Source organism: Pseudomonas sp. B21-017 (assembly GCF_024749245.1).
Classification (GTDB): Bacteria; Pseudomonadota; Gammaproteobacteria; order Pseudomonadales; family Pseudomonadaceae; genus Aquipseudomonas.
On sequence record NZ_CP087194.1, the window covers coordinates 5085251 to 5109252 of the forward strand.

Here is a 24002-nt window from a genome sequence, read left to right on the forward strand (position 1 = left end):
GGAATCCAACCTTCTGTTGGCAACGACCGTTCGCGAAACGCGAATGCCCGTCCATGCAATCGAGAACTGTCAGGTCTGGCCGCGCAAATGCTCAAACAACATCCGGCTCACCGGCGACAGCGCCACTTCATCGCGCACCACCAGAATCAACGCACGATCCGACCAGTCATCCGTCAGCGGCACCGCGTGCAACCCCAGCGCCCGGCCAAACAGTTCGTAGGCCTTTAGCGGCAGGATGCCGATGCCCATGTTGGCCTGGACCATCCGGCACATGGCGTCGAACCCCGGCACATGGATCCGCAACCTCAGCACCTTGCCGGCCTTGCGCGCGGCCGCATGGGTACGCATGTTGATGGAACTGGCCGAATGCAGACCGACGTAATCGCTGTCCAGCGTGTCGGCAAAAGCCAAGGCCGAACGACTCGCCAGCGGATGATCGGCCGGCATCAGGACGACCAGTTTGTCCTGGCGATATACAACGCTGTGCAGCCCCTTGACGTCGCTGTCGCTGGAGCAGATCCCGAGGTCCGCCACGCCATCGAGCACGCCTTGAATCACCCCGCTGCTGGGGCGCTCTTCGAGGTCGGTCTTGACCTGCGGATGGCGCGCGGAAAAGTCCCGCAGGTCTTCGGGCAGGAATTGAATGATCGCCGACAGGTTGGCGAGCATCCGCACATAACCGCGCACACCGTGGCTGTGTTCGCCCAGTTCGAGGCCCATTTTCTCGACGTTGAACAGCATCTGCCGGGCATGGTGCAGCAGGGTTTCACCGGCCGGTGTCAGCGTCATGCCCTTGGCCTGGCGTACGAACAGGCTGATGCCCAGCGCCTCCTCCAGCTCCATCAACCGCTTGCTGGCCGCCGACACCGCGATCGCTTCGCGGGCGGCGGCACGGGTCAAGGTGCCCTCTTCGTGAACGGCCACAAACAGCTGGAGAGTGATCAGGTCGAGACGGCGGATCAGGCTTTTTTGCAGCATGGCAGGGCTCGATGATTTCGGTTCGACTGAGTCGGCAGGATAGCCCGGATTCGATTCGTGCCCGCCATCCAATTACCCACAGCACCCCAGGGCATCGCCCTACAACTAATTCTCTTACAACTCTCAGTACTACCGGAAACAGCCGATTCAAAGCCCATCGGGACTCTCTGTAAAGTCTGGCAACACACACAAACTGCAACAAACCCACGGATAGATTCATTCAAGGAATGTCACTTACACATGAGCCAGATACCGTACACGGCGCACACCTTCACCAACTACCGCAAACTCGTTTCATTGGCTGACCATGATTGGGAGGCCGCCGAAACCGGAAAAATCGCGGGGCTCAACGTTGAGATAAAAAGTGCCAACCGCATGCTGGATCAGTACGGGAGAGCGTTTCATGATTTCTGTACGACGTCATACCTGGGGCTGGATCACCATCCCGATATTCTCGACGGCGCCATGACCACGCTGTGGGAAACCGGCACACTTCGCATCGCCAATTCCAGGAACCGCTGCAAGCTGGCGATTCTGGACCAATACGAAACCGAACTGTCCGAGTTGTTCGGCGCCAGTTGCCTGAGCACTCTGTCGTGCAGCGCGGCGAGTGCCGGGATCCTGCCACTGCTGGCCAGCGGCGTATTCACGGAAAATAGCCCTCCGGTGATGGCTTTCGACCGGTTGGCGCATTACTCGATGAGCCACCTCAAAGCCGCCTGTGCCGATGAAACGAAGGTCGTGACGTGCCCGCATAACGACATGGACTTCCTCGAGACGCTGTGTCAACAGCACACCAGGGTCGCGTATGTCGCCGACGGCGCCTACCGCATGGGCGGGGTTGCGGACATGGACAGCCTTTTGTATCTGAAGGACCGCTATGGGCTGTTTCTCTATCTGGACGACTCCCACGCGCTTTCCTCTGTAGGAACATTCGGCGCCGGTCTTGTGCGTCCCAGGCTGCATACCCTGGATGATGACTGCCTCATCGTCGCCTCGCTGGCCAAGTCGTTCGGCGCCAGCGGCGGTCTGGTGATGCTGGGCAGTGAACGGCAGAAGAAGCTCATTGCGCGTTACGGCGGCCCCAGCAACTGGTCGCAAAGCCTGAACAGTGCAGCCATTGGCGCGGGCCGGGCATCCATCCAGCTACACCACACCCTGGAATTCGCCGAGCTGCAGGAAAAGCTTCAGGTTAATATCCGCCTCTTTGACAGCCTCATACGAACCGCACAACACAACAGCAACATGGCGATTCGACTGGTCAATTGCGGTGAGGCATCGCTGGCCAACCACATCGCCATTGAACTGGCCAATCACGGATTCTTCACCTCGGCAGTCTTTTTCCCGGTGGTTGCACAAGGCAAGGCAGCCATCAGAATCACCCTGCGCGCCGACATGGGGACAACGCTGATCCGCCATTTCTGTGGACTCATCACCGAGCTTTTACGTGCTCACGGCCGGGACATCGGCGGCTGAAAAAACAGGGAAGATTAAATGAAGAGCAGCACCACCCTCCTGATCACCTGCTGTACGGTTTTTCTCGCCCAATTGGGCATGAGCATTTATCTGTCGGCGCTGCCGGATATTGCCCGGGATCTGTCCGCAGATGCCTCACAGGTTTCATGGGGATTGGCGGTGTATCTGATCGGCATGGCGCTGCCGATGCTGTTCTGGGGCAGCCTGGGCCAACGCATTGGCCGCAAGCCGGTATTGCTCGCGGCGCTCGGCCTCTATGGGCTGGGCAACCTGGCCCTGCCTCTGGGCCAGACACTTGAATCGTTCCTGGTTTTTCGCCTGATTCAGGGGATTGGCGCCAGCGGGATTTCAGTCATGGCCCGGGTGCTGATCCGCGACAGTTTTCGCGGCGATCTGCTGGCCAAGGCGTTGTCCTGGATATCGATTTCCTTTGTGGTGGCGCTGGGTATCGGTCAATACCTGGGGTCGATCATCCAGGTGACACTGGGCTGGTCAGCGATTTTCTACTTATTGGGTGGTGTGAGCCTGTTGATGGCGCTGGTGGTGGTGCGGGTCACGTTCCCGATGCTGGCAGAAGAGAACACACCATCATCCGCCTGGACGAGCTACGGGCACATTCTGCGGCATCGGGCCTTCCTGTTACCGGCCCTCGCCGGTGGCTTGGGGTATGGGGTGATTGTCGCGTTCAACACCGCTGCACCGCTGATTCTGCAAGGCGCCTTCAAGTGGTCGGCAGTGGAATACGGCTTGTTGGGCTGGCCCATCAGCGCGGCGTACTTTCTCGGGGCCGTGGCGGTCAATCGCTTCGTACTGCATACCGGTCAGCAATGGCTGATGACGGCGGGCGTCGGGCTGATACTGGCCGGCAGCGCAGTCATGTTGCTGGGTAGCCTCGCAGGCACGTCTATCGCGCTGCTGTTCTGGTTGCCCTATTGTTTTGCAGTATTCGGCCAATCGCTGATTTACCCAATCAGCTTGTCCCTGGCCAACCACGGTTCCCCGGTCGGCGGTGCTTATGCGATGGCGTTGAGCGGTTTCATTCATCAACTGATGGCCGCCGTTATCGGCGGTATCGCCAGCCTGATAGCCAGCCAGCAGGCATGGCCTTTGTCGCTGTTATGCACCTTGCTGGCCTTGGGCGCGTTGCTTTGCGTAGCGCTCGCGCCCGGCCGTCGAACCGCTTAGAACGCGCTGCGGAAAATCTCCTCGATCTGCCGCTGATCCGCCGCCCGTGGGTTGGTCAGTCCACAGGCGTCTTTCAGGGCATTGCTGGCAAGGACCGGGATGTCATTGAGCCTGGCACCGAGCTCACGCAAACCGGCGGGAATGTCCACATCCCTGGCCAGGCTGCGGATCGCCGCGATCGCCGCCTGCGCGCCCTCTTCCGGACTGAGCCCGCGAATGTCAGCCCCCATCGCGTGGGCAACGTCGGTCAGGCGAGGGGCGCAAACCAGCGCGTTGAAGCTCTGCACGTGAGGTAGCAGCACCGCGTTGCACACACCATGGGGCAAGTCGTAGAACCCGCCTAACTGGTGGGCCATCGCGTGAACGTAACCAAGGGACGCATTGTTGAACGCCATGCCCGCCATAAATTGCGCGTAGGCCATGTTTTCCCGCGCGATCATGTCACTGCCGTCCCGCACCGCCTGGCGCAGGTTGTCGCTGATCAATGTGATGGCTTTCAGCGCACAGGCATCGGTAATCGGGTTGGCTGCCGTGGAGACGTAGGCTTCGACGGCATGGGTCAATGCGTCCATGCCGGTGGCGGCGGTCAGGCCCCTGGGCATGGCGACCATCAGTTCTGGGTCGTTGACTGACAGCAGCGGCGTAACGTTGCGGTCGACGATGGCCATTTTTACGTGGCGCGATTCATCCGTGATGATGCAAAAACGGGTCATCTCGCTGGCAGTGCCGGCGGTGGTGTTGATCGCGATCAACGGTAGCTGGGGTTTGGCCGACTGATCGACACCTTCGTAGTCACGGATCGTCCCACCGTTTGTAGCGCACAAGGCGATACCCTTGGCGCAGTCGTGAGGCGAACCGCCGCCCAGAGACACCACGAAATCACAGCGACTTTCCTTGAGCAGGCCCAGGCCGTGCTCGACGTTGGCGATGCTCGGATTCGGCTTGGCGCCGTCGAAAATCACCGAGTCGATGTCCTGCAACGCCAGTTTCTCGGCAATCCTCGATGCCACGCCAGCCTTGGCCAGCCCGGCGTCAGTGACTATCAGCGCCTTGCGAAAACCATACTTGCCAATGGCGTCCATGGCTTCGTCGAGGCAACCGGTGCCCATGATGTTCACGGCGGGGATGAAAAACGTACTGCTCATGCGCGAGTCTCCTGGCTGAAACCGAATCGGCAATGCCGATTCGGCGGGTGCGCACAGGGTCGACCGATCAGTCACGCGGTATGTTGATCTGGCTCAACGCCCGGGCGTGATAAAGTCGCCGTCCATCAGACCTTTTGCTTCGAGACGACAAACGCAATGACCGATTTCCAGGATGTCGATGCCCAACTTGAAGACTGGAACGCCTTGCGCACCACCGCCTCATTCGGCGGCCTGCTGGTGGGTAACGGCGCCAGCCGCGCCGTGTGGGACGACTTCGGCTACGACTCGCTGTTCGAAAATGCCCGCACCGTCGAAGAAAAACCGCTGAGCCAGTCCGAGCTGAGCGTGTTCGACGCGATGCAGACGCGCAGTTTTGAACAAGTGCTTGGGGCGCTGAAGACCACCAGCCGGGTCAACAAGGCCCTGGCCGTCAGCTCTGCGGCACCGCGCAATCGCTACTACGCGATCAAGGAAGCGCTGATCAACACCGTGCACGCGGTGCATATCCCGTGGCGGCTGGTGAAGCCTTCGACGCTGGCGACGATCAATCAGGAACTGGGCAGCTATCGGACGGTGTTCACCACCAACTACGACTTGCTCAGCTATTGGGCGATCCAGCATCGGCCGGACGTCGTGACCGACCTGTTCCAGGGTGCCGAACCCGGCTTCGATCTGAGCGCCAGCGCCACCGACAAACCACGTTTGCTGTACCTGCACGGCGGCCTGCATCTGGTGCGCAATCAGGACGGCACCGCGCGCAAGTTGATGTCGACCGAGGGAACGTTGCTCGGTAATTTCGCGATCAACAATACGATCAAGACCCTCGACGACGTGCCGCTGTTCGTCAACGAAGGCCCGGCGCAAGACAAACTCAAGACGATTCGCAGTTCGGATTACCTGTCGTTCTGCTACGACCAGTTACTCGGCCACGGTGACGGGTTGTGCATCTTCGGGCATGCCCTTGGCGAGCAGGACAGTCACATCGCTCATGCGTTGCGCCAGGCAAAGCCGAAGGTGGTAGCGATCTCGATTTACCCGCGCAGCAAGGCGTTCATCCAGCATCAGAAGCGGCATTACGCGAAGGTGTTCGAGGGGACGGGTGTGGCGTTGCGTTTTTTTGATTCGAAGACGCATGCGCTCGGTAACCCTAAGCTGACCGTGCCGGTCGAGGTCTGACCTGTGGCGAGGGGGCTTGCCCCCTCGCCACAAAAGCCCGATAACCTCATTCCTCGCTGCTATGCACCACCACCAACAACTGCGCCTGCACCTCGCCCACTGACCTGAGGCGATGCGGTTTCTGCGCGTTGAAGTGCAGCGCATCCCCACGATTGAGCAGCACCCGCTCGTTCATGAAGTCCACTTCCACCTGCCCTTCATGGACGAACAGAAACTCTTCCCCCAGGTGTTCCTTGAAGGTTTTGTCGGTGAACTCGCTCGGCGGGTAAATGATGAACGGCAACAGGCTGCGCTCACTGATCTGATGGGCCAACACCGCATAACCCGGGCTCTGGTCGTTGGCGGCCAGGGACTGGCGTTCGTCGTTGCGCACCAGGCTGTAGCTGTCGAGGCTGACGTTGTCTTCGGAAAACAATTCCTCGACCTTCACGTTCAGCGCCCTGGCCAGTTTCAGCGCGGCGGCGATCGACGGGGTATTCAACCCGCGCTCGACTTTCGACAGATAGCTCTTGGTCATGCCGGATTTTTCGGCCAGGGCCTCCAGCGTCACGCCAAGTTTTTTTCTCAATAATTTCAAACGGATAGACATGTAGAGCGATTAACCCATCAAGGAGGCAACGATTTATCCTTGCCAATGACACAAAGTGTCATATAGCCTCTTTAGTGTCATTTGCATGCCCCACCCAAAGGACACCGATATGGCCAAGACATTAGCACTACCCAAAGAGCAACTGGTCAAGCAAGCGCTGACACAGATGCAAAACACCCTGGCGGATAATACGTGGACCGACCGGCAAAAGCTGGCCCTGACCTGCCGCATTCTGTTCGAAAACGGCCACGACTCCGGCCTGGCCGGGCAAATCACCGCTCGCGGCCCGCAACCGGGCACCTATTACACCCAGCAACTGGGCCTGGGTTTCGACGAGATCACTTCAGGCAATCTGTTGCTGGTCAACGAAGACCTGGAAGTGCTTGAAGGCCACGGCATGCCCAACCCGGCCAACCGCTTCCATAGCTGGGTGTACCGCGCCCGACCGGACGTGAACTGCATCATTCACACGCACCCGACTCACGTCGCGGCGCTGTCGATGCTGGAAGTACCGCTGAAGATTTCCCACATGGACCTCTGCCCGCTCTACGACGACTGCGCGTTTCTCGAAGGCTGGCCGGGGGTGCCCGTGGGCAATGAAGAAGGCGAACTGATTGCCGGGGCCTTGGGCGACAAGCGGGCGATCCTGCTTTCCCACCATGGCCAGTTGTCCACCGGCGCGACCATCGAAGAGGCCTGTGTCATTGCGCAACTGATCGAACGCGCAGCGAAGTTGCAGTTGCTGGCCATGGCCGCCGGTGCAATCAAACCGATTCTTCCCGAGCTGGGCCGTGAAGCCCACGACTGGATATCCAAGCCCAAGCGCCACGCTGCCGCATTCAACTACTACGCCCGGCAGAACCTGCGCCAACACGCCGATTGCCTGCACTGACCCCACTCATTCTTGAAAGGAGAGACGCCATGTCGACCGTAAACATTCACGGCATCATCGGCTACACCATCACCCCGTTCACCGCCCAGGGCGAAGGCGTTGATCTCGACGCGCTCGGGCGTTCCATCGACCGCCTGATCGACAGCGGTGTCCACGCCATCGCCCCATTGGGCAGCACCGGCGAAGGCGCTTACCTGAGCGACGCGGAATGGGATCAAGTCAGCGAATTCAGCATCCGCCACGTCGCCAAACGCGTCCCGACCATCGTCAGCGTGTCCGACCTGACCACCGCCAAAGCCGTGCGCCGCGCGCGTTTCGCCGAGGCCCACGGCGCCGATGTGGTGATGGTGCTGCCGGCGTCGTACTGGAAACTCAGCGAGGCGGAAATCCTCGCCCACTACCGCGCCATCGGCGAGAGCATCGGCGTGCCGATCATGCTCTACAACAACCCGGCCACCAGCGGCACCGACATGTCGGTGGAGTTGATCCTGCGGATTTTCAACGCGGTCGACAACGTCACTATGGTCAAGGAAAGCACCGGCGATATTCAGCGCATGCACAAACTGCAACTGCTGGGCGAAGGCCGGGTGCCGTTCTATAACGGCTGCAATCCCTTGGCACTGGAAGCGTTCGCGGCCGGCGCCAAAGGCTGGTGCACAGCGGCGCCGAACCTGATCCCGCAGCTCAATCTCGACTTGTACGAAGCGGTATTGGCCAATGATCTGAGCAAGGCTCGCGAACTGTTCTATCGCCAGTTGCCGTTGTTGGACTTCATCCTCAAGGGCGGTCTGCCGGCGACCATCAAGGCTGGTTTGCGCCTGGTCGGGCTGGAAGCGGGCGACCCGCGGTTGCCGGTGTTTGCACTCGGCGAGACTGGCCGCAGTCAGTTGCAGGGTTTGTTGAACGCGTTGCGCTGATCGTCGGGAACACACAAAACCACTGCGGGAGAGAGCCGTCAGGCTCGCTCCCGCAGTGGGTATGCGGTGTGTTTAGAACACCGGCAAGGTCTTGTCCTTGATCACCGTGGTCGGGCCGTTGGCCTTGACGCTGGCGATGCCTTTTTCCCTCGCGGCATCGGATGAATAAGACTCGCTGCTGCCGATGATTTGATGGTTGGCGGCCTTGAGGTTGAAGTAAGGATGGCCATCCTTGGTGGCTTTTTTCTCGTAGCGTTCGTCCAGCGGGCTATTGGCCTGAACCGAGGCGATTCCGCTATCGACCGCACCGCGCGTGGTGTACAGCTCACTGACCAGAATGGTTTCGGCGTTGGCCGCTTTCAACACAAACTTGAACTGACCATTGCTGGTTTTGCTCACTTCGTACCATCCAGACATGCTTGTTCTCCTTGGCGATTGAGAGGTTTCGCGCTTCAGAGTAAAGACCAAGCCAGGTTTTCTGTCGCCGGTAAGGTCCAAACAAAACCGCCCTACTTCACCACCGTCCGCACCACCGACAACTCAGGTGCCTGCACCCGGCGCTGGCTCAAATAGCGCATGCAACTGACCCGCAAGAACGAGGCGAAATTCACCACCTCGCCGCGGTAGTCCATCACCTCTTCATACAGTTTGGCGATCAACTGATTGGTGGTCATGCCGTCGACCTCGGCGATTTCGCTGAGGATGTCCCAGAACTGGTTCTCCAGCCGCAGGGTGGTCACCACCCCGCAGATGCGCAGCGAGCGGGAGCGCGATTCGTAGAGAATCGGATCGGCCTTGACGTAGAGCTCGCACATGGGCAGGTCCCTCGTTACAGCGTGATTTTGGTGCCCAGCAACCCGAGAAAACCGGCCAGCCAGCTCGGGTGCGCCGGCCAGGCCGGGGCTGTGGCCAGATTGCCTTGAACGTGGCCTTCCGTCACCGGGATATCGATGTACGTGCCGCCAGCCAGGCGCACTTCCGGGGCACAGGCCGGGTAGGCGCTGCACTCGCGACCTTCAAGAATGCCGGCAGCGGCCAGCAATTGCGCGCCGTGACACACGGCCGCGATCGGTTTGCCAGCCTTGTCGAACGCTTGCACCAGCGCCAGGACTTTTTCGTTCAGGCGCAGGTACTCCGGCGCACGACCGCCCGGGATCAGCAGCGCGTCGTAGTCCGCCGCATCGACCTTGGTGAAATCAAAGTTCAGGGCAAACAGATGACCGGGTTTTTCGCTGTAGGTCTGGTCGCCTTCGAAGTCATGAATCGCCGTGCGCACAGTCTGGCCGGCGGTTTTGTCCGGGCAAACGGCATGCACCGTGTGGCCGACCATCAGCAGCGCCTGGAAGGGCACCATCACTTCGTAGTCTTCGACGTAATCGCCAACCAGCATCAGGATTTTTTTAGCAGCCATGGGGAGGACTCCTCTGGAAAATGCGTGGGCCTGCAGGAGTATTCAAGGTAGTCCTTATCCGGCGGGTCGGGTAATAACCGACTACTACGGACGATATGAACTGGATTGGCTTTTTGTGGCGAGGGAGCTTGCTCCCGCTGGGGCGCGAAGCGGCCCTACCGGCTTCGTCAATCAATCGATGGTCTCTGGTTTTGCGACTGCTGCGCAGCCGAACGGGACGGTGCGGCGATCCGACAAGCTCCCTCGCCACAGGGACCGCGCTTAACTGTACGGATAACTCTGCACCCAGCTGTAACAGCGGAAAGCCTCGGGTTTATGGCTAGATGAAGGCTCTTCCCGCCACCCTCGATTCTGGTTGCCATCATGTCCTCGCGCGAAAACACCGGCATGGCCCTCGGCCTGCTCGGCGTCGTTATCTTCAGCCTGACCCTGCCCTTCACACGAATCGTCGTGCAAGAACTCCATCCGCTGCTCAACGGCCTCGGCCGGGCGCTGTTCGCGGCGATTCCGGCAGCGCTTTTATTGCTGTGGCGCCGGGAAAAGTGGCCCACCTGGAAACAGGTCAAAGGCCTGACACTGGTGATCGCCGGGGTCATCCTCGGCTTCCCGGTGCTGTCGGCCTGGGCCATGCAGACACTGCCCGCCTCCCACGGCGCACTGGTCAACGGTTTGCAACCGCTGTGCGTGGCGCTGTATGCCGCGTGGCTGTCCCATGAGCGTCCGTCGAAAGCCTTCTGGGCCTGCGCCGCGCTGGGCAGTGCGCTGGTGCTCGGTTATGCGCTGATCAGCGGCGCCGGCAGTATTCAGGCCGGTGACTTGCTGATGCTCGGGGCGATTGCCGTGGGTGGGTTGGGCTATGCCGAAGGCGGCCGGTTGGCCAGGGAGATGGGCGGCTGGCAGGTGATCTGCTGGGCGTTGGTGCTGTCGACGCCGTTGCTGATTGGGCCGGTGTTGTACCTGGCGCTGCAACATCAGGGCGAGATTTCGGCCAGGACCTGGTGGGCCTTCGGTTATGTCTCGCTGTTTTCGCAGTTCATCGGCTTCTTTGCCTGGTACGCCGGGCTGGCCATGGGCGGCATCGCCCGGGTCAGTCAGATCCAGTTGCTGCAGATCTTCTTCACCATCGCGTTTTCGGCGTTGTTCTTCGGTGAGCACGTCGAGCCGATTACCTGGCTGTTTGCGGCCGGGGTGATCGTGACGGTGATGCTCGGGCGCAAGACCGCAGTGCGCCCGGCGCAACCGGGCACGTTACCGGCGGGGGTTCAGCTCAAGCCTTAGCGACCAGGAACCCGTCAGCCCGCAGCAGGGTTTCCAGGCAATGTTCGCTGATGTGGTAGAAATCCTTCAGCTCCTGAATCTTCACCAACAGCTGAGCCGGGTCCACCGGCTCGGCGCGTTTGACCGCCAGAATCATCTTGTTCTTGTTGGTGTGGTCCAGTGAGATGAACTCGAACACCTTGGTCTCGTAGCCGCAGGCTTCCAGAAACAACGCACGTAAACTGTCGGTGACCATTTCCGCCTGCTGGCCCAGGTGCAAGCCGTATTGCAGCATCGGCTTGAGCAATGCCGGGCTCTGGATCTGCAGGCGTATCTGCTTGTGGCAGCACGGCGAGCACATGATGATCGCAGCGCCGGAACGGATGCCGGTGTGAATCGCATAGTCGGTGGCGATGTCGCAGGCATGCAACGCGATCATCACGTCCAGCTCGCTCGGCGCCACGCTGCGCACGTCACCGCATTTGAACACCAGCCCCGGATGTTCCAGCTTCGCCGCCGCGCTGTTGCACAGCTTGACCATGTCTTCACGCAGCTCGACACCGGTCACCTCGCCCTCGGCTTTCAGGGTGTTGCGCAGGTAGTCATGGATCGCGAACGTCAGGTAACCCTTGCCCGAGCCGAAATCCGCCACTCGCACCGGTTTGTCCAGCGCCAGCGGCGAGGAGGTCAGCGCATGGCTGAAGACTTCGATGAACTTGTTGATCTGCTTCCACTTGCGCGACATCGCCGGGATCAGCTCATGCTGGGCGTTGGTCACGCCGAGGTCTTTGAGGAACGGCCGGTTCAGGTCGAGGAAGCGGTTCTTCTCGCGGTTGTGCTCGGCGGACGGCACTTCACGCAATTGCTGAGGTTTGCTCTTGAACAGCGAAGATTTGCCCTTTTTGCTGTATTCGAGCTGGGCTTCGTCGGTCAGTGACAGTAAATGCGCATTTTTGAACGATGCCGGCAACAGCGCGGCAATGGTCGCCACACCTTCGGCAATCGGCAGGTTCTTGGTGATGTCGCGGGTCTTGTAGCGGTAGACGAAGGACAGGCACGGCTGATCCTTGACCGTCAGCTGCTTGATGATCAACCGCTGCAAGTCCGCTTCGCCACCAACGTACTTGGCCAGCACCAGTTTGATGAAGGCATTGGCGTCCAGGCTGGTTTGCAGCAGGTCGATGAACTGGGCGTGGTGATCCGGCGCGAGGCTGGCGGGAGTGGCGGTGACAGACATGGAAAAAACGGCCTCGGGCGGTGCGAATCGGGGAATGGCGGGTATTTTAGGGGGGATGCGGTTCAGGAACACTGTTATTTGCCAAACGGCAAAGATTCTGTGGCGAGGGAGCTTGCTCCCGCTCGGCTGCGCAGCAGTCGCAAAGCAGACAACGAGGTGTGTCTGACAGCGTGTGTTTGCCGGTTTTGGGGCCGCTTCGCAGCCCAGCGGGAGCAAGCTCCCTCGCCACAAAAGCTGCCGAAAGCTCGGGCCGCGTTCGGACGATTTTTTGATTCAGCTCAACACCACCAACCGATTCGGCAATTCATTGCGCACCTGGGTCACCGGCACGTGCACCTTGAGCAACTCGCCGCACGCCTCGATGCACGTCACAAACCCCTGCAACGTCTGCCCCTGCTTCACCTGCTGGGTAAACGTCGCCACAATCGCGTCCCAATTCTTGTTGTCCAGCCGTTTGGAAATCCCTTCATCCACCAGAATTTCCACGTAACGCTCGGCCTCGGAGACAAAAATCAGCATGCCGGTGCCGCCCACGGTGTGGTGCAGGTTCTGCTCCAGGAACTGCCGACGCGCCAGGTTCGACGCACGCCAGTGACGGACCGAGCGCGGGATCAGGCGCGTGGTGACTTTCGGAATCCGGAACACCAGGCACAACACGATGAAGCTGACCCATTGCACCAGCAACAGACTGTGCATGGTCAGCCAACCGGTCAGGTAATGCACGATACCCGGCACCACCAGCGCCAACAGGCTGGCCCAGAGCAGCGGGATATACGCATAGTCGTCGGCGCGGGCCGCGAGCACTGTCACCAGTTCGGCGTCGGTGTCGCGCTCGACCCGGGCAATCGCCTCGGCGACTTTGCGTTGTTCGTGTTCAGTCAGTAATGCCATGTTTATGAATGCCTGCTCGCTATTGTTGTTGTGTTTCCCGCCGTGTCATCACCAGCCGCCCGACGAACCACCGCCGCCGAAACTGCCCCCGCCGCCACTGAAGCCCCCGCCACCGCCGCCAAAACCTCCGCCACCGAAACCACCCCGACCTCTACCCCCTCCACTTGGCAGAATACCGAACATCTGGCCGACGAAAATCGTCAGGATAAACAGCAGCACCAGGAACACGAATATTCCCGGATGCCGCGCAACGAAATCGCTCTCCTGATTGCCACGCGGCTCATACACCGTCGACGGCTCGTTCAGCGGATTGCCCCCCAGCACCACCAGCATCGCCGAAACGCCATCGCTGATGCCCTTGCTGAAATTGCCGGCCTTGAACGCCGGCGTGATCACCTGATTGATGATCACCGAACTCTGCGCATCGGTCAGGCGATCTTCCAGGCCATAACCGACTTCGATCCGCAATTTTCGCTCGGCACGCGCGACAATCAGCAGCGCGCCGTTGTTCTTGTCCTTCTGGCCAATGCCCCAGTAGCGTCCCAGTTGATAACCGAAATCCGCGATGTCGGCGCCCTGCAGGTCCGGCAACGTGACCACCACCAACTGCTCGCCGGTGGACTTCTCGTGGGCATTAAGCTGCTGAACCAGCTGCTCGCGCACCGCTGGCTCGATCATTTGGGCGTTGTCCACCACCCGTCCGGTCAGTTCCGGAAACTTCAACCCGGCCTGGGCCGTCAGGGCAAAGACCCAGAACAACAGCATCAGGCCCACTTTCATCACGCGCATTGGCAACCTCTTCCTTGGTGGCACTTCAAACCCGGTCCGGCGCCTACTGGAACTTCACTTCAGGCGCTTTTTCGGCACCGGGGCTGGTGGCCTCGAAAGTTTCGCGGATCGGCAAGTCGCTGTACAACACGGTGTGCCACAAGCGACCGGGGAAGGTACGAAGCTCGGTATTGTACTTCTGCACCGCGAGGATGAAGTCGCGACGCGCCACGGCGATGCGGTTCTCGGTGCCTTCAAGTTGCGATTGCAGCGCCAGGAAGTTCTGGTTGGCCTTGAGGTCAGGATAACGCTCGGACACCACCATCAACCGACTCAGCGCGCCGGTCAGCTGATCCTGCGCCTGCTGGAACTGTTTGAGTTTTTCCGGATTGTCCAGCGTGCTCGCATCCACCTGGATCGACGTCGCCTTGGCCCGGGCTTCAACCACTGCGGTCAGGGTTTCTTCCTCATGCCGGGCATAACCCTTGACGGTTTCCACCAGATTGGGGATCAAGTCGGCGCGGCGCTGGTACTGGTTCTGCACCTGGCCCCACGCGGCCTTGGCCTGTTCGTCGAGGGTCGGGATCGTGTTGATGCCGCAACCGGCCAGCAGAGCGGTCAGCAACATCAAGGCTGCAACCTGCAGGCTCGACCGATAGGGGTGTCGTACATTCATCTGGTTGATGCTCCCTTGCACATTGCGTTGATGAAACAACCGGCGAACTTCGAACCCGGCTCTTGGGGCATAATCTGCGCCGCTACTGGATTGCATCGAGCCAATGGGCTAAAAGATGCCCAGCGAAAAAACAGTAAGAAGTGTGCTGCATTTTTCTAAGCAACACCCAAACAACAATAGTCGCTCCCAAAATTTTGGCTGACCGGCGCGTATTCACTGCCGCTTGGGCCTTTTGAGAAGAACATTCATGAAGAAGCTGTGTTTGCTGGGTCTGTTCGTCAGCCTGGCCAGTCATACTGTATTGGCCGCCACGACGCCCGCACCGATAGAGAACAAGGACGCCTTCATCAGCCACCTGATGAAACAAATGACCCTCGATGAAAAAATCGGCCAGTTGCGCCTGATCAGCATCGGCCCGGAAATGCCTCGGGAGCTGATCCGCAAGGAAATCGCGGCCGGTAATATCGGTGGCACCTTCAACTCGATCACCCGCGCCGAAAACCGTCCGATGCAGGACGCGGCCATGCGCAGCCGGTTGAAGATCCCGATGTTCTTCGCCTATGACGTGATCCACGGCCACCGCACGATTTTCCCGATTCCCCTGGCCCTGGCCTCGAGCTGGGACATGGACGCCATTGGCCGGTCCGGGCGCATCGCCGCCCAGGAAGCCGCGGCGGACAGCCTCGACATCACTTTCGCGCCGATGGTCGATATCTCCCGCGACCCACGCTGGGGCCGCACCTCCGAAGGCTTCGGCGAAGACACCTACCTGGTTTCGCGGATCGCCGGCGTGATGGTCAAAGCCTTGCAGGGCAGCGGTGCGAACGCGGCCGACAGCATCATGGCCAGCGTCAAGCATTTTGCCTTGTACGGCGCGGTCGAGGGCGGTCGCGACTACAACGTCGTCGACATGAGCCCGGTCAAGATGTACCAGGATTACCTGCCGCCCTACCGCGCCGCCATCGACGCCGGTGCCGGCGGGGTGATGGTTGCGCTGAACTCGATCAACGGCGTACCGGCCACCGCCAACACCTGGCTGATGAACGACCTGCTGCGCAAGGAATGGGGCTTCAAGGGCCTGGCAGTCAGCGACCACGGGGCGATTTTCGAGCTGATCAAACACGGTGTCGCCCGCGACGGTCGTGAAGCGGCGAAGCTGGCAATCAAGGCTGGCATCGACATGAGCATGAACGACACGCTCTACGGCAAAGAGCTGCCGGGGCTGCTCAAATCCGGCGAGATCGAACAGAAAGACATCGACAACGCCGTGCGCGAAGTGCTCGCCGCCAAGTACGACATGGGTCTGTTCAAAGACCCGTACCTGCGCATCGGCAAGGCCGAGGATGACCCGGCCGACACCTACGCCGAAAGCCGCCTGCACCGCGCCGAGGCCCGTGATGTCGCGCGCCGCAGCCTGGTGTTGCTGAAGAACCAGGGCGATACCCTGCCCCTGAAGAAAACCGCGAAAATCGCCCTGGTCGGCCCTTTGGCGAAAGCACCGATCGACATGATGGGCAGTTGGGCTGCCGCCGGTAAACCTGCGCAATCGGTCACCCTGTTCGACGGCATGACAAATGCCCTCGGCGCGCAGTCGACGCTGATCTACGCCCGTGGCGCGAACATCACCGACGACAAGAAAATCCTCGATTACCTGAACTTCCTCAACTTCGATGCCCCGGAAGTAGTGGACGATCCGCGCCCGGCCAATGTGTTGATCGACGAAGCGGTAAAAGCCGCCAAGGATGCTGATGTGGTAGTGGCTGCGGTTGGCGAATCCCGTGGCATGTCCCACGAATCGTCGAGCCGCACCGACCTGAACATCCCGGGTAACCAGCGCGAGCTGATCAGGGCGTTGAAAGCCACCGGCAAACCACTGGTGCTGGTGTTGATGAACGGTCGTCCGCTGTCGATTCTCGAAGAGAAAGAGCAGGCTGACGCGATTCTGGAAACCTGGTTCAGCGGCACCGAAGGCGGTAACGCTATCGCTGACGTACTGTTCGGCGACTACAACCCGTCGGGCAAGCTGCCGATCACCGTTCCGCGCTCGGTGGGTCAGATTCCGACCTACTACAACCACCTGAGCATTGGCCGGCCGTTCACTCCCGGCAAACCGGGCAACTACACCTCGCAGTATTTCGAAGACACCACCGGGCCACTGTTCCCGTTCGGCTTCGGCCTGAGCTACACCCAGTTCAGCCTGACCGACATGGCATTGTCGTCGACCACGCTGAACAAGACCGGCAAGCTCGACGCCAGCGTCGTGGTGAAGAACACCGGCAAGCGTGACGGCGAAACCGTGGTGCAGTTGTACATCCAGGACGTGACCGGCTCGATGATCCGCCCGGTCAAGGAACTGAAGAACTTCCAGAAAGTGCTGCTCAAGGCCGGCGAACAGAAAGTCGTGCACTTCACCATCACCGAGGATGACCTGAAGTTCTACAACGCCCAGCTCAAGTACGCTGCGGAACCGGGCAAGTTCAACGTGGAGATCGGCCTGGATTCCCAGGACGTGACGCAGCAGAGCTTTGAGTTGCTGTAACCCCGCCTGAAAGCAAAAGATGATCGTTCCCACGCTCTGCGTGGGAACGATCTGAAAAAGTGTTCAGCCCCGCCGATCCAGCAGATTCACCACCACCCGATCCACCCATCCCCAAACCCTTTGCTTGACCCGCCGCCACAACGGTCGGCGCTTCCACGCCTCGAGACTGACTTCCTGGCTCAAGGCAAAGTCATTCTCGAAACTCGCCGCCACCGCTCGGGTCAGCCCAGGGTCCAGAGCTTCGAGGTTGGCCTCCAGATTGAAGCGCAGATTCCAGTGATCGAAATTACATGAGCCGATGCTCACCCAATCGTCGATCAACACCATTTTCAGGTGCAGGAAACACGGCTGGTACTCGAAGATCTTCACCCCGGCCCTGAGCAGTCGCGGGTAGTAGCGATGCCCGGCGTAGCGCACCGACGGGTGATCAGTACGCGGCCCGGTCAGCAGCAGACGCACATCGACGCCGCGATTCGCCGCCCGGCGCAGCGAGCGGCGGACTTTCCAGGTTGGCAGGAAATAGGGCGTGGCCAGCCAGATTCGCTGCTTGCCGCTGTTCAGCGCGCGAATCAGCGATTGCAGAATGTCCCGGTGCTGGCGGGCGTCGGCATAAGCGACCCGGCCCATGCCCTCGCCCATCACCGGCACTCGCGGCAGGCGCGGTAGACCGAAGTGTGAAACCGGTTTCCAGGCACGCCGATAGCGGTTGGCGATCCATTGGCGGTCGAACAGCAATTGCCAGTCGATGACCAGGGGACCGGTGATTTCCACCATCACTTCGTGCCATTCGCAGGTGTCTTCGCCCGGCGACCAGAACTCATCGGTGACCCCGGTGCCACCAACGACCGCCAGGGATTGATCCACCAGCAGCAACTTGCGGTGATCGCGATAGAAGTTGCCCACCCAGCGTCGCCAGCTCAGGCGATTGTAGAAACGCAACTCGACCCCGGCGGCCATCAGGCGCTGACGCAAAGTCAGGGTGAAGGCCAGGCTGCCATAGTCATCGAACAGACAGCGTACCCGCACGCCACGCTCGGCCGCCTGGACCAGCGCCTGAACCATCGCCTCGGCGCACGCTCCCGCCTCCACCAGGTACAGCTCCAGTTCGACTTGTTCTTCGGCACGGGCAATCGCCACCAGCATGCGCGGGAAAAACTGCGGGCCGTCGATCAGCAGTTCGAAGCGATTGCCTTCGCGCCACGGAAAAATTGCACCACGCATTTCAGCGCGCCGTGAAAATCAGCACCGCACCCACCGGTACCGACAGACTGATGGCCGACAAACCGGCGAGCTTGCGCAAGCTTTCCAGGCCTGGGGCCAGGTCGAAATCTTCGGCGCTGATCACCAAAGGCTCGAGGGTCACTACTTGAAAGCGCCGGTCATCGAGACGGGTCGCCAGCAGTTCGGCGTTGTATTGGTGTTGCTTGCCATGCAGGTTGACGGTCACCGGCAAGCGCAGTTCCAGTTGCGCACCGGGCGCCAGGTCGTTGATTGGCCGCAAATCGATTTGCGTGGTGATCAGCGCCTCGGGAAACGTCTGGATCTGGAACAGTTCCTTGCGCATGCGTTCGTCACGCAGCGGAATGCCACTATTAACCGACTCCAGCTCGACTTCCACCTCGGCCAGCCCCTTGGGGTCGACCTTGCCATGCAGCACCAGAAAGCGCTGCACTTCGGAGATGTTGGCGTTTTTGGTGCTGACAAACGACAGCCGCGAGGACTCGCCGTCCAGATACCAATTGGCCTGGGCCGACACGGTGACACCGGCCAGCAGCAGGGAAGCGAGGGTTTTGTAGATGAACCGCTTGAACATAGAAACTCGGGGGCAGATAAACCTGAGCGAACCTTAACTGGCTTGAGGCAGGTTGCAAACTTTCTGTGACTTCGCCCCAATCTTTGTGGCGAGGGAGCTTGCTCCCGCTGGAGTGCGAAGCGCTCCCGAAATCAGACAATGAGTTCCTCCAATCAGATCTCCGCCGCTGGCATTACGACTGCTTCGCAGCCGAGCGGGAGCAAGCTCCCTCGCCACAACGAGTACGACCACGTCAGGGTTGCAGGCGGCAGCCCTGGCGCTCGCCGATCCACTGTGCGCTGTTGCTGCGCCCCAATCCGCCGACCGTCACCCGCTTGCTCGCGGCATCATCGACGAAACCGCTGGTGGGTAAATACTGCTTCACATAACCCTGGCAATACGCCGCCGGATTGTTCATCACATACCGGCACGAGCAGTATTCCTTGGCGGTGTAAGCGCTGATGATGTCGGGAAAAGCCCACAGCGCCACGCGTTCCTGCCAGCCCCAGCCGAGCAAAGCGGTCAGCAGCACCAGCAACAATGTGCTGAACGGCCGACGGCGAATGAAACTGCGACGGCTCATGGCTGCACCTTCATGGCAAACGCCTGGAGCGCGAGTTTGAGCAGTTCGTTATGCCGGTAACTTCCATCGCGATCATCGCCGTAGCGGACGATCACCAGTTTTTCGCTGGGAATCACGTACATCGCCTGGCCCCAATGGCCCAGCGCGGCGAAGGTGTCGACGGGCGCATCGGGCCAGGGTTGTGCCGCACCATCCACCGCTCGATTGAGCCACCAATGCCCGCCGGGCACCGCTTCATCCTGGTTGGCTCGGTAGCGGTCGAACGGCTCACGGCTGAAGTCGACCCACGCCTTGGGCAGCAGCTGCCGCTCGCGCCAGCGACCGTCGCGCGCCATCAACAGGCCAACCCGTGCCAGGTCCCGGGCGGTGAGGTAGGCATAGGACGAGGCGACAAATGTCCCCGTGGCATCCGCTTCCCAAACCGCGCCGCGAATGCCCAAGGGTTCGAACAATGCGGTCCACGGATAATCCGGATATCGGGCCGGGCCAACAATGGCTTTCAACGCGGTGGAAAGCAGATTGCTGTCGCCGCTGGAGTAGCGGAAGGCCTGACCGGGCCTGGCGTACGCGTCATGGTCGGCGGTAAACGCAGCCATGTCGCGATGACCTCGGGTGTAGAGCATCGCTACCACCGAGGACTTCAACGGTGCGTACTCATAGTCTTCCTGCCAATCCAGGCCCGAGGCCCAATGCAGCAAGTCGGCCATGGTCATGGCGGGGTGTTTTTCCAGCGCTGGATAGAACTGCACCGCCGGGTCCTGCAATTTGAACAGACCTTCGCCATAGGCCACGCCGAGCACCGTGGCCATCAGGCTTTTGCTGATCGACCAGGTCAGGTGCGGGGTGTCGGCACGGGTCGGGTCGGCGTAGCGCTCGTAGACGAGTTGGCCGTCATGGATCACCAGCAAGGCATCGGTGCGGATGCCCTCGCGGGTGGTGTCGTTGCGGAGTGGGAAAGCGTAGTTTTCCAGGGCTTGAACGGCCGGACCGGTGACTGTCGGGCCGGGCAACCATTGCTCGGCCGGCCAGTTTTCGGCCTGGGCCGTGAAGCTGAACAGCAGGATGGAAATCAGCGACAAGCCTTTGAACATGGAGGACGCTCGGAGGATGAACCTGCTGAGCCTAGTCGAGGTTGATGACAGTTTTGGGAGGCCCGTCACCCTAACGAAGATCCCGCCAACGCCTTGGCCAACCGCTTGCCCCGAGCCCCTGCTGCCAGATCCATTACAGCCTGATCGCGCTGCCACACCGCCGCCCATTGCGGCGGGCCATCGGTCATGGCCTGATTCACTTCAGCCTTGAGCCCGTCGAACTGTGCGAACAAACCGCCCAGCAACACATGCCCGGCCGGATTGTTCGGCGCCTGGCGGCTGACTTCCGCGCACCCGGCCAGCAGCGCCAGCAAACGCAGTTGCAAGGTGTGCGGCCAGTCGTTGTCCTGGCCAATGCCGAACAGCCACGCGGTCATCGCACTCAGCACATAAATGTCTTCCAGGGTGCGGAACGGTTTGACGTAAGCATCCCAGCCGTCCCCCGCCAACAATTCGCACAGCGCGTTATCGAGAAACAGCCGACCGTGGCTGATCTCGGGCATCAACGGCAACGGCGCGAGTTTCTCCAGACGCACGCCCGGTTCGCCGGGGTAAACCACCGCCAGACTCAGGCGCGGATCGCTGCCTGGCTCTTCGCTGCGAGCGGCGACCAGCAGCCAGTCGGCGGCATCGCCGGCGGTGACGAAATCCTTGCGTCCGCTCAGACGCAGATCGCGCAGCCGGGTCTGCATGTCCGCCACCCGCAAGCTGCGTTGCTCGGTCGCGCACAACGCACCGAGGCTCAGCGGCGCGCTCGGCCAGAGCATCCGCAGCGCCGCTTGATACCCCACCAGAAACGCCAACCCCGGAGTCGCCATCAGCCGTCCGCCGTTCACCGCCAATTCAAACGGGGTGACCGTGCCCAAGCGGTGCAACAAGGTCGCGAAGCCTTCGCCAAGATCGGGGTCGGCGGGCAGGCGATCGCTGCGGTTCAACAGGGTTTGCCAGGGCATAAGAGGCTCCTTGTGGGCTGTCATATAAGCATCACCAAAGCTTCATGGCGATGACACCGGGGCTACATAGCCTGACTTTGCACAACACGGCTGCATAAAGAAAGTCGATCGGCTGCAACCCAAGACGGGTGGCCAGCCCGTACGGAGATTCGCAATGACTCAGATCGCCCGCATCAGCGACACCGGCAATGAACGCCGCCTGCAAGCCGAACGCCTGGTGGGCGCCGAGGCACTGCAGGAAGCCCAGGCCTTGCGCTTCAACGTGTTCAGCGGCGAATTCAACGCCAGGCTGAAAGGCGCGGAATTGGGTCTGGACATGGATGACTATGATGTTCACTGCGCCCACATCGGCGTACGTGACTTGAACACCGGGCGCCTGGTGGCGACCACTCGTTTGCTCGACCACACGGCCGCCAGCAGCCTGGGCAAGTTCTACAGCGAAGAAGAATTCAGCCTGCATGGCCTGGTTCATCTGAAAGGCCCGATCCTGGAAATCGGTCGCACCTGCGTCGACCCGGCCTACCGCAACGGCGGCACCATCGCCGTGCTCTGGGGTGAACTGGCCGAAGTGCTGAACCAGGGCGGCTACAGCTATCTGATGGGTTGCGCGAGCATTCCGATGCAGGACGGCGGCATCCAGGCCCACGCGATCATGCAACGCCTGCGCGAACGTTACCTGTGCACCGAACACCTGCGGGCCGAGCCGAAGAAGCCATTGCCGACGCTGGACATTCCATCGAACGTCATCGCCGAAATGCCGCCGCTGCTCAAGGCCTACATGCGCCTGGGCGCAAAAATCTGCGGCGAGCCGTGCTGGGACGAAGACTTCCAGGTGGCCGACGTGTTCATCCTGCTCAAGCGCGACGAGCTCTGCCCGCGTTACGCCAAGCACTTCAAGGCGGCTGTGTAATGAGCCGCTTGCGGGTGTACGCGCGAATTGCGCGAGTGCTGATGGTGGTGGCGCTGGGCTTGACCATGGCCAGTGTGTTCGGCGCGTTCGAACAACTGGGGATTGCCCATTCAATGGTCCGTCGCCAGCGCTGGTCGCGGTTTTTCATGGCGCGGCTGAGCAATGCCCTGCCCTTTCATGTCACCGTCCATGGTCAATTGCCGAAGGCGCCGATGCTCTGGGTCAGCAACCATGTGTCCTGGACCGACATTCCGCTGCTGGGCATGCTCACGCCGCTGTCGTTCCTGTCCAAGGCTGAAGTGCGCACCTGGCCGGTGGCGGGCTGGTTGGCGGCCAAGGCAGGCAGCCTGTTCATTCGCCGTGGTTCAGGCGACAGCCAGTTGATCCGCAAACAGATGACTCGCCATCTGGAACAGGAACACCCGCTGCTGATGTTCCCGGAAGGCACCACCACCGATGGGCGTTCGCTGCGCACGTTTCATGGTCGTTTGCTGTCAGCGGCGATCGATTCCGAAGTGGCGCTGCAACCGGTGGCGATTCGTTATCTGCGCAACGGCGAGCTGGATACCCTGGCACCGTTCATTGGCGATGATGATTTGCTGTCACACCTGATGCGCTTGTTCGCCAATGATCGGGGTGAGGTGGAGATTCACCTGCTCAAGCCGATCGAGTGCCAGGACCGGGAACGCGCGGCGCTGGCGTTCGAGGCGCAGCAGGCGGTGCAGAAGGCGTTGTTTGGTGAAGTCGCGAAACCTGCCGAGCCACGGCGTGCCGGCGAACTGATCGCCGCCTGATTTTGCGTTTGTAGGAGCGAGGCTTGCCCGCGAAGCTTTTGGCGCCCTCGAGGACCGCTTCTCGGGCAAGTCGGATCGCCGCACCGCTCGCTCCTACAAAGAAGGATTGGTGTCAGCGGTTTTGTGCGAAGTCTTGAAGCTGCGGATAGAACAACCGGAAATCCTCGCTCAACGGTTCATACAACCACCGCAACTCCTGCATTGCCGCGGCCAGTTCCTCGGGCCGCGTCAGTCTGCGTGAAATCCCCCGCAGTACCTGCTCAAGCACTTCGAACTCCTGATAAGCCCCCAACCAGTCATTGGCCACCATGTGCGGCGCAATCTTCGCCAGGCGCTCCGGCAACTGCGGCTCGGCCAGCAGCACCCGGTAAACATCCGAGGTGAACTGCGTAAGCGGACGGTCGGCGTACAGCGCCCAGTCCCGCGCCAGGCAGTGGTCGAAAAACACGTCGAGCACGATCCCCGCATAACGCCTGCGCGTGATGGAAAACCGTGACAACGAGACATCCACCAACGGATGACGGTCGGTGAAGACATCGATGCTGCGATGCAACTGGATGGCCGCCTCGACCTCCGGATCGAACTGCCCCTGCAGCCGTCCCTTGACGAAGTCGCCATACAGACTGCCGAGCATTTGACCGGGGCGTTGGCCACCGAGGTGCAGATGTGCGAGATAGTTCATGGGCGCAGCTTAGCACTGCCTCACCAATATCGTTATAACCCGATATACCGATTTACGCAG

At 60.7% G+C, this 24002-nt stretch carries 25 protein-coding genes; 9 read left to right on the plus strand and 16 right to left on the minus strand.

Annotated features, from left to right (window positions below):
* Positions 1–69: 69 nt before the first annotated feature.
* Positions 70–978, minus strand: a complete 909-nt coding sequence (locus tag LOY28_RS22970; RefSeq protein WP_018926832.1) for a LysR substrate-binding domain-containing protein — start codon at positions 976–978, stop codon at positions 70–72.
* Positions 979–1218: 240 nt separating this feature from the next.
* Here LOY28_RS22970 and LOY28_RS22975 point away from each other — a divergent pair, with 240 nt between their 5' ends.
* Both LOY28_RS22975 and LOY28_RS22980 read left to right on the plus strand, forming a co-directional pair.
* Positions 1219–2454: an aminotransferase class I/II-fold pyridoxal phosphate-dependent enzyme gene (locus tag LOY28_RS22975; RefSeq protein ID WP_258612596.1), complete on the plus strand. Its 1236-nt coding sequence runs from the start codon at positions 1219–1221 to the stop codon at positions 2452–2454.
* An 18-nt stretch (positions 2455–2472) separates the two neighbouring features.
* A complete protein-coding gene (locus LOY28_RS22980) occupies positions 2473–3639 on the plus strand; it encodes an MFS transporter (protein WP_258612597.1) in 1167 nt (388 codons plus the stop codon).
* Here LOY28_RS22980 and yiaY read toward each other — a convergent pair.
* Positions 3636–4784 carry an L-threonine dehydrogenase gene (gene yiaY / locus LOY28_RS22985; RefSeq protein WP_258612598.1) on the minus strand — a complete coding sequence of 383 codons (1149 nt, stop codon included), beginning with the start codon at positions 4782–4784 and terminating at the stop codon, positions 3636–3638. The genes LOY28_RS22980 and yiaY overlap by 4 nt on opposite strands.
* A 156-nt stretch (positions 4785–4940) precedes the next feature.
* Here yiaY and LOY28_RS22990 point away from each other — a divergent pair, with 156 nt between their 5' ends.
* Positions 4941–5960, plus strand: coding sequence for a DUF4917 family protein (locus tag LOY28_RS22990; RefSeq protein ID WP_018926836.1), 1020 nt, complete (start codon positions 4941–4943; stop codon positions 5958–5960).
* A 46-nt stretch (positions 5961–6006) separates the two neighbouring features.
* Here LOY28_RS22990 and LOY28_RS22995 read toward each other — a convergent pair whose 3' ends face one another.
* Positions 6007–6549: a helix-turn-helix domain-containing protein gene (locus LOY28_RS22995; protein WP_018926837.1), complete on the minus strand. Its 543-nt coding sequence runs from the start codon at positions 6547–6549 to the stop codon at positions 6007–6009.
* 109 nt (positions 6550–6658) lie between these two features.
* Here LOY28_RS22995 and LOY28_RS23000 point away from each other — a divergent pair, with 109 nt between their 5' ends.
* A complete protein-coding gene (locus LOY28_RS23000) occupies positions 6659–7441 on the plus strand; it encodes an aldolase (protein ID WP_258612599.1) in 783 nt (260 codons plus the stop codon).
* Between the two features lie 29 nt (positions 7442–7470).
* Complete coding sequence (locus LOY28_RS23005; RefSeq protein ID WP_018926839.1) at positions 7471–8358, plus strand: dihydrodipicolinate synthase family protein; 888 nt, start codon at positions 7471–7473, stop codon at positions 8356–8358.
* 72 nt (positions 8359–8430) lie between these two features.
* Here LOY28_RS23005 and LOY28_RS23010 read toward each other — a convergent pair whose 3' ends face one another.
* The 3 genes from LOY28_RS23010 to LOY28_RS23020 all read right to left on the minus strand — a co-directional run bounded on the left by LOY28_RS23010 (position 8431) and on the right by LOY28_RS23020 (position 9769).
* Positions 8431–8775 (minus strand): YegP family protein, encoded by a 345-nt coding sequence (locus LOY28_RS23010; protein ID WP_019580886.1) that lies wholly within the window; start codon positions 8773–8775, stop codon positions 8431–8433.
* A 92-nt stretch (positions 8776–8867) separates the two neighbouring features.
* On the minus strand, positions 8868–9173 hold the full coding sequence (locus tag LOY28_RS23015) for a ribbon-helix-helix domain-containing protein (RefSeq protein WP_019580887.1): 306 nt from the start codon (positions 9171–9173) through the stop codon (positions 8868–8870).
* A gap of 14 nt (positions 9174–9187) precedes the next feature.
* Complete coding sequence (locus LOY28_RS23020) at positions 9188–9769, minus strand: DJ-1/PfpI family protein (protein WP_018926842.1); 582 nt, start codon at positions 9767–9769, stop codon at positions 9188–9190.
* A gap of 363 nt (positions 9770–10132) precedes the next feature.
* On the opposite strand from LOY28_RS23020, the gene LOY28_RS23025 reads away from it, so the two are divergent.
* Positions 10133–11047 carry a DMT family transporter gene (locus tag LOY28_RS23025; RefSeq protein ID WP_086944807.1) on the plus strand — a complete coding sequence of 305 codons (915 nt, stop codon included), beginning with the start codon at positions 10133–10135 and terminating at the stop codon, positions 11045–11047.
* Here the strand turns inward: LOY28_RS23025 and LOY28_RS23030 are convergent.
* The 4 genes from LOY28_RS23030 to LOY28_RS23045 form a co-directional block, all read right to left on the minus strand.
* Entirely contained in the window at positions 11037–12263 is a 1227-nt protein-coding gene (locus LOY28_RS23030) for an SAM-dependent methyltransferase (protein ID WP_064619840.1), read from the minus strand. The genes LOY28_RS23025 and LOY28_RS23030 overlap by 11 nt on opposite strands.
* A gap of 273 nt (positions 12264–12536) precedes the next feature.
* Positions 12537–13154, minus strand: a complete 618-nt coding sequence (locus LOY28_RS23035; RefSeq protein ID WP_018926845.1) for a TPM domain-containing protein — start codon at positions 13152–13154, stop codon at positions 12537–12539.
* A 48-nt stretch (positions 13155–13202) separates the two neighbouring features.
* Positions 13203–13943, minus strand: a complete 741-nt coding sequence (locus LOY28_RS23040) for a YgcG family protein (protein WP_064619843.1) — start codon at positions 13941–13943, stop codon at positions 13203–13205.
* A gap of 43 nt (positions 13944–13986) precedes the next feature.
* Complete coding sequence (locus tag LOY28_RS23045) at positions 13987–14598, minus strand: LemA family protein (RefSeq protein WP_138866209.1); 612 nt, start codon at positions 14596–14598, stop codon at positions 13987–13989.
* Between the two features lie 247 nt (positions 14599–14845).
* Between LOY28_RS23045 and bglX the strand changes: the two genes are divergently transcribed.
* Complete coding sequence (bglX, locus tag LOY28_RS23050; protein WP_018926848.1) at positions 14846–17137, plus strand: beta-glucosidase BglX; 2292 nt, start codon at positions 14846–14848, stop codon at positions 17135–17137.
* Positions 17138–17200: 63 nt separating this feature from the next.
* Here bglX and LOY28_RS23055 read toward each other — a convergent pair whose 3' ends face one another.
* The 5 genes from LOY28_RS23055 to LOY28_RS23075 form a co-directional block, all read right to left on the minus strand.
* Positions 17201–18358, minus strand: a complete 1158-nt coding sequence (locus LOY28_RS23055) for a phosphatidylserine/phosphatidylglycerophosphate/cardiolipin synthase family protein (RefSeq protein WP_018926849.1) — start codon at positions 18356–18358, stop codon at positions 17201–17203.
* Position 18359: 1 nt separating this feature from the next.
* Positions 18360–18950, minus strand: a complete 591-nt coding sequence (locus LOY28_RS23060) for a YceI family protein (protein WP_096479639.1) — start codon at positions 18948–18950, stop codon at positions 18360–18362.
* Between the two features lie 232 nt (positions 18951–19182).
* On the minus strand, positions 19183–19512 hold the full coding sequence (locus LOY28_RS23065; protein WP_018926851.1) for a hypothetical protein: 330 nt from the start codon (positions 19510–19512) through the stop codon (positions 19183–19185).
* Positions 19509–20603: a serine hydrolase gene (locus LOY28_RS23070; RefSeq protein WP_258612600.1), complete on the minus strand. Its 1095-nt coding sequence runs from the start codon at positions 20601–20603 to the stop codon at positions 19509–19511. The genes LOY28_RS23065 and LOY28_RS23070 overlap by 4 nt, the downstream gene beginning before the upstream one ends.
* Before the next feature lie 65 nt (positions 20604–20668).
* Positions 20669–21556 carry an acyl-CoA dehydrogenase family protein gene (locus LOY28_RS23075; RefSeq protein WP_138866212.1) on the minus strand — a complete coding sequence of 296 codons (888 nt, stop codon included), beginning with the start codon at positions 21554–21556 and terminating at the stop codon, positions 20669–20671.
* 154 nt (positions 21557–21710) lie between these two features.
* Here LOY28_RS23075 and olsB point away from each other — a divergent pair, with 154 nt between their 5' ends.
* Positions 21711–22466: an L-ornithine N(alpha)-acyltransferase gene (olsB, locus tag LOY28_RS23080; RefSeq protein WP_019580897.1), complete on the plus strand. Its 756-nt coding sequence runs from the start codon at positions 21711–21713 to the stop codon at positions 22464–22466.
* Positions 22466–23260 (plus strand): 1-acyl-sn-glycerol-3-phosphate acyltransferase, encoded by a 795-nt coding sequence (locus tag LOY28_RS23085; RefSeq protein WP_258612601.1) that lies wholly within the window; start codon positions 22466–22468, stop codon positions 23258–23260. The genes olsB and LOY28_RS23085 overlap by 1 nt, the downstream gene beginning before the upstream one ends.
* A 112-nt stretch (positions 23261–23372) precedes the next feature.
* Here LOY28_RS23085 and LOY28_RS23090 read toward each other — a convergent pair whose 3' ends face one another.
* Positions 23373–23942 (minus strand): ACP phosphodiesterase, encoded by a 570-nt coding sequence (locus LOY28_RS23090; RefSeq protein WP_018926856.1) that lies wholly within the window; start codon positions 23940–23942, stop codon positions 23373–23375.
* Positions 23943–24002 lie beyond the last annotated feature (60 nt).

Excerpts from the sequence above, each read along its gene's own strand:
- LOY28_RS22970 (WP_018926832.1), bottom strand. The coding sequence starts at position 978 with ATGCTGCAAAAAAGCCTGATCCGCCGTCTCGACCTGATCACTCTCCAG.
- LOY28_RS22975 (WP_258612596.1), top strand. The coding sequence starts at position 1,219 with ATGAGCCAGATACCGTACACGGCGCACACCTTCACCAACTACCGCAAA.
- LOY28_RS22980 (WP_258612597.1), top strand. The coding sequence starts at position 2,473 with ATGAAGAGCAGCACCACCCTCCTGATCACCTGCTGTACGGTTTTTCTC.
- yiaY (WP_258612598.1), bottom strand. The coding sequence starts at position 4,784 with ATGAGCAGTACGTTTTTCATCCCCGCCGTGAACATCATGGGCACCGGT.
- LOY28_RS22990 (WP_018926836.1), top strand. The coding sequence starts at position 4,941 with ATGACCGATTTCCAGGATGTCGATGCCCAACTTGAAGACTGGAACGCC.
- LOY28_RS22995 (WP_018926837.1), bottom strand. The coding sequence starts at position 6,549 with ATGTCTATCCGTTTGAAATTATTGAGAAAAAAACTTGGCGTGACGCTG.
- LOY28_RS23000 (WP_258612599.1), top strand. The coding sequence starts at position 6,659 with ATGGCCAAGACATTAGCACTACCCAAAGAGCAACTGGTCAAGCAAGCG.
- LOY28_RS23005 (WP_018926839.1), top strand. The coding sequence starts at position 7,471 with ATGTCGACCGTAAACATTCACGGCATCATCGGCTACACCATCACCCCG.
- LOY28_RS23010 (WP_019580886.1), bottom strand. The coding sequence starts at position 8,775 with ATGTCTGGATGGTACGAAGTGAGCAAAACCAGCAATGGTCAGTTCAAG.
- LOY28_RS23015 (WP_019580887.1), bottom strand. The coding sequence starts at position 9,173 with ATGTGCGAGCTCTACGTCAAGGCCGATCCGATTCTCTACGAATCGCGC.
- LOY28_RS23020 (WP_018926842.1), bottom strand. The coding sequence starts at position 9,769 with ATGGCTGCTAAAAAAATCCTGATGCTGGTTGGCGATTACGTCGAAGAC.
- LOY28_RS23025 (WP_086944807.1), top strand. The coding sequence starts at position 10,133 with ATGTCCTCGCGCGAAAACACCGGCATGGCCCTCGGCCTGCTCGGCGTC.
- LOY28_RS23030 (WP_064619840.1), bottom strand. The coding sequence starts at position 12,263 with ATGTCTGTCACCGCCACTCCCGCCAGCCTCGCGCCGGATCACCACGCC.
- LOY28_RS23035 (WP_018926845.1), bottom strand. The coding sequence starts at position 13,154 with ATGGCATTACTGACTGAACACGAACAACGCAAAGTCGCCGAGGCGATT.
- LOY28_RS23040 (WP_064619843.1), bottom strand. The coding sequence starts at position 13,943 with ATGCGCGTGATGAAAGTGGGCCTGATGCTGTTGTTCTGGGTCTTTGCC.
- LOY28_RS23045 (WP_138866209.1), bottom strand. The coding sequence starts at position 14,598 with ATGAATGTACGACACCCCTATCGGTCGAGCCTGCAGGTTGCAGCCTTG.
- bglX (WP_018926848.1), top strand. The coding sequence starts at position 14,846 with ATGAAGAAGCTGTGTTTGCTGGGTCTGTTCGTCAGCCTGGCCAGTCAT.
- LOY28_RS23055 (WP_018926849.1), bottom strand. The coding sequence starts at position 18,358 with ATGCGTGGTGCAATTTTTCCGTGGCGCGAAGGCAATCGCTTCGAACTG.
- LOY28_RS23060 (WP_096479639.1), bottom strand. The coding sequence starts at position 18,950 with ATGTTCAAGCGGTTCATCTACAAAACCCTCGCTTCCCTGCTGCTGGCC.
- LOY28_RS23065 (WP_018926851.1), bottom strand. The coding sequence starts at position 19,512 with ATGAGCCGTCGCAGTTTCATTCGCCGTCGGCCGTTCAGCACATTGTTG.
- LOY28_RS23070 (WP_258612600.1), bottom strand. The coding sequence starts at position 20,603 with ATGTTCAAAGGCTTGTCGCTGATTTCCATCCTGCTGTTCAGCTTCACG.
- LOY28_RS23075 (WP_138866212.1), bottom strand. The coding sequence starts at position 21,556 with ATGCCCTGGCAAACCCTGTTGAACCGCAGCGATCGCCTGCCCGCCGAC.
- olsB (WP_019580897.1), top strand. The coding sequence starts at position 21,711 with ATGACTCAGATCGCCCGCATCAGCGACACCGGCAATGAACGCCGCCTG.
- LOY28_RS23085 (WP_258612601.1), top strand. The coding sequence starts at position 22,466 with ATGAGCCGCTTGCGGGTGTACGCGCGAATTGCGCGAGTGCTGATGGTG.
- LOY28_RS23090 (WP_018926856.1), bottom strand. The coding sequence starts at position 23,942 with ATGAACTATCTCGCACATCTGCACCTCGGTGGCCAACGCCCCGGTCAA.